Consider the following 3,647-nt stretch of genomic DNA (forward strand, 5'->3'; position numbering starts at 1 on the left):
ATCCCGAATAAACGATCACTTTCAGGTACTCAAACCCGCATCTTGAGGTTTATTGGGTATATAATACATAGGGAATGTAAATGAACAAATTTATTAAAGTTGCACTGGTAGGTGCGGTACTGGCTACGTTAACTGCATGTACTGGTCATATTGAAAACCGTGATAAGAACTGCTCTTATGACTACCTGCTGCACCCGGCAATTTCTATTTCTAAAATCATTGGCGGTTGCGGTCCTACTGCACAGTAAGTCTTTGACAGGAATCGGCTAACGCCGGTTTAATTGCCCGATGCCCTCAGGGTTACCTGAGGGCGTATTTGTTTCTGTATTCTTTTCGAAAACATCGTTCACAAGATTAAATACTGGCAATACTCTCACGCAAAATCCGCAGCACCGTCTCTTCACCACAGCGATTCGGGTTAATGCGAATCGCACAATGTTCAAGCTGCGGATTCGCCTGGCGAAACGTTCCGGAAAGTCGATAAAAGAGCGGCGGGATTTCATATTTCGACTCCGCACCGACCGGGTAAGGCAACGCACCACGTTTCTGCACTTCTTCCAGTACTCTGGCGGCAATCGGCTGATGAAACTCCACAATCAATACCTTCGACTGTGCATTGGCAATGACGGCGCTTTTCACTTCCGGCACTGCACCACCGTTGAGCAAGGCCAGCAACCGTTCAGATACTCCCGCCTGCACCGCGTGCATCACCGGCGCGAATACCAGACCACGCAACACTTCTAATGCCTGCGCTCCCTGAATCTGGCTACCGCCGGAGTAGAGCGTGGCGCGAATCCGATTAATAACATCGGCATCGCCTACCACTGCGCCAACCCCCTCTGGCCCAAACAATTTGAAGCAGGAAAATGTCGACACATTCGCACCACATTCGCAGCCGATTCGCGCTACCTTCATCACCGCATAGTTGTCATCGGTTAACGCTGGAACACCTGTCGTGCGCAACGTTGCCAGCACATCTGCCAGTACATAGCTGTCCTGCGGCTGCTGACGCGTATGCTGCACCAGCGCGGCATCCGGTTGCTGTTCAGCGATAACCTGCTTAAGCACCGACAAATCATTAAAATCGGCGATCACAAGCGTCAGCCCCATTTGCTCAATGATGACGCGCGTAGTCGGGTAAACAGGCGCGTCATGCACCAGAAGACGCTGCCCCGGCTTGAGCAAAGCCGCCAGCCCGGCGCGAATCGCTCCAGTACCCGCGCCCTGCACCAGCGCCGCAGCCTGTGCGTGAAATACATCGGCCAGTACCTGCTCAACCCGTTGGGTGGCGCGAGGCTGATTCAGCCCCGGCGTTAAACCCAAATCACCGCTGGTAAGAAACTCTGCGCCCGGAAAGTGACGGCAAACGGTATCCACCAGCGCAAACTGCTTTTTCTGCGCTTCCAACAATGTCAGGCTTTGCAGAGGAAACGTCTTCATAGGTGCCTTCCTTAAGCTGGAACAAACAGACCAAGCCAGTAAAGAACATTCAGCAGGATGCCGGTGATCATTACTGCTACGACCGGTGCCGCCATTTTCTGTACCGGACGGCCCAGAGATTCGTTAAGGAAGTAAATGGCTACCGCGATAGAGAATCCGGTATAGCCCGCCATTTTAATTGCTGCAAAAATCGAACCAACCAGCAACGCCACTTCCATCAGCATATTCATGGCGTTACGGATGTTATCCGACGCATTACGCACCGACGGGTAACGCCCCAGCCATTTGCCGATCGAACGAAGTAACAGGACTTCCACCGAAATAACCACTGCGCCTAATACCGCCGCAATCATCGGATTTGGCGAGAGATAGCCCACCGCATAAACAAAGGTAAAGCCCGCAACTGCATACACACCAGTGGCTAACGCGGTGGTGGCAATCAACGGCACAAACCCCAGCCCGCGCATAAATTCTGCCAGTGCCGCCTGATTAATCAGTGTTTGCGATTGTTCCGGCGTTACGCCTGCGGAGTACGCTTTCTCCAGAGTGAAGATCGACACTTCACTACCAGCGAAAATCTTCATGCTGGCAACGGCGGCAATCAGCGCCCCTACGATGGCGATATACGGTAAGTTTTTGATAATCCGCGACGTGCGTTCTTCAAATACCGAAAGCCCGCTGGCATCGATGTCATTTTCATCACGATGACGCAGGTCGTGAGTTATCGCTATCCCCAGCAGCATCACCATGCCAATAAAGATTTCGATGGACTCCGGGTTAAGATGAGGGAAAAAACGCACCACCACTACACGTGTCATCAACACGACCACGGCGGCGACCAGACTTTGCTTCCAGCCAAACTGGTAGAAAATCGCCACCAGCGGGAAGAGAGCAAAAGCAGAAACCACCGGCGAACTTAATTCCCCAAGGCTACCTAATACATCTACCGGTAGTGCGGTCAGCAACTGGTTTACCGGCAGCAGACAGGTAAGGATCAACACGCCCCAGATAGCGCCAAGACCAAACGCCATCAGGCTGTTTATTGCCAGTACGCCGAGGATATCGGTAGGAAGAAAGAGTAGCCATGCGTTGAGTAGCCCAGTTTTCAGGGTAAAGGAGATCCCCACCGAGGCCACAAAACCAATGCTCAGACCAAAAGCGATACTCCCCGCCTCACGACGGTTCATATAGCCTTCAATCAATTGTGGCAGGATTGGGCGGATACCGTCATGAAAAACAGCCGCCGAGCGATGCGCCAGAAGCGATGTCATACCCGTCAGGCACGCCACCACGATAATCTGAATATACAGATCCATAGTCGTGCCTTTTATTTCAGATGGTTAATCAGCATCGGAATCGCGTGTTCGACGTGCTCAACGGAAAGCCCAAACGCCACTTTCCCTTCGGCGATCATTTTGGCGATATGCTCCTCTTTCGCTTTAATGCCCGGCCTGGCAATAGTGCAACTTTTGTTATAGCCAATCACCGCGATGGCAATCGACAATGCCGCGCCCGCACCGGTATTACACGCGCCGATGTAGTAATCCAGTTGCCCGGATTTCACTTTCATCGCGGCTTCCATGTCGTTGTGAATGAAAACTTCAAAACAGCCTGGAGCCGTCGCTTCAATGGTTTTTTTAATCTGCTCACGCTGTAAGCCTGCAACGCCAATCTTTTTCATTAGTCTGTCCTTATTGGAAAAATTGAGAGGGGTTATCACGTAACATCACATCCACATCGGCCTGACTGAATCCTGACTGGCGCAATTGCGGAATAAAAGTGGTCAATAAATAGTCATAGCCATAGCCACCGTTGGCTTTTAAATGAGAGCGGCGCGTAATATCCATCGACAGCATGACGCGGTTCAGCAACCCACGGTCGCGTAGCGCATGAAGCATCACAATGCGCTTCTCGTCCGGGTAGTAACTGTTCTTGCCGATAGTGTCGAACTGCACATACGCGCCGAGATCGATCATCTTCAAAATGTTGTCGAGGTTATCTTTCAGATCGCAGTGGCCAACAGTGACGCGCGAAAGATCAACCCCGTGGGCTTGCAGTAGCGTCAGTTGTTCCAGCCCCATGGAGCTAAAAGAAGTATGTGTGGAGATCGGGCGTCCGGTTTGGTTATGTGCCAGCGCGGCGGCAGGGAGTGTTAGAAATTCTGTGTCATTCCAGTAATATACAATCAAAAAGGAATGACACATGTC

Annotated in this window: 5 protein-coding genes; 1 reads left to right on the top strand and 4 read right to left on the bottom strand. The window is 51.6% G+C overall.

Annotated elements, in window-relative coordinates:
* Positions 1 to 80: 80 nt before the first annotated feature.
* Positions 81 to 248 carry a YhfL family protein gene (locus A7090_RS24385; RefSeq protein ID WP_001031834.1) on the top strand — a complete coding sequence of 56 codons (168 nt, stop codon included), beginning with the start codon at positions 81 to 83 and terminating at the stop codon, positions 246 to 248.
* Between the two features lie 106 nt (positions 249 to 354).
* Here the strand turns inward: A7090_RS24385 and A7090_RS24390 are convergent, their stop codons facing one another.
* The 4 genes from A7090_RS24390 to A7090_RS24405 all read right to left on the bottom strand — a co-directional run.
* Positions 355 to 1,440: an aminotransferase class I/II-fold pyridoxal phosphate-dependent enzyme gene (locus A7090_RS24390; protein WP_105275809.1), complete on the bottom strand. Its 1,086-nt coding sequence runs from the start codon at positions 1,438 to 1,440 to the stop codon at positions 355 to 357.
* A gap of 11 nt (positions 1,441 to 1,451) precedes the next feature.
* Entirely contained in the window at positions 1,452 to 2,756 is a 1,305-nt protein-coding gene (locus A7090_RS24395) for a YhfT family protein (RefSeq protein ID WP_105275810.1), read from the bottom strand.
* Between the two features lie 11 nt (positions 2,757 to 2,767).
* On the bottom strand, positions 2,768 to 3,121 hold the full coding sequence (locus tag A7090_RS24400; RefSeq protein ID WP_105275811.1) for a DUF2620 domain-containing protein: 354 nt from the start codon (positions 3,119 to 3,121) through the stop codon (positions 2,768 to 2,770).
* Positions 3,122 to 3,131: 10 nt separating this feature from the next.
* Positions 3,132 to 3,647, bottom strand: a 516-nt coding sequence (locus A7090_RS24405; RefSeq protein WP_446718737.1) for a phosphotriesterase family protein, incomplete at its 5' end; no start/stop codon positions are given.

The organism is Escherichia sp. MOD1-EC7003, assembly GCF_002965065.1.
GTDB lineage: Bacteria > Pseudomonadota > Gammaproteobacteria > Enterobacterales > Enterobacteriaceae > Escherichia.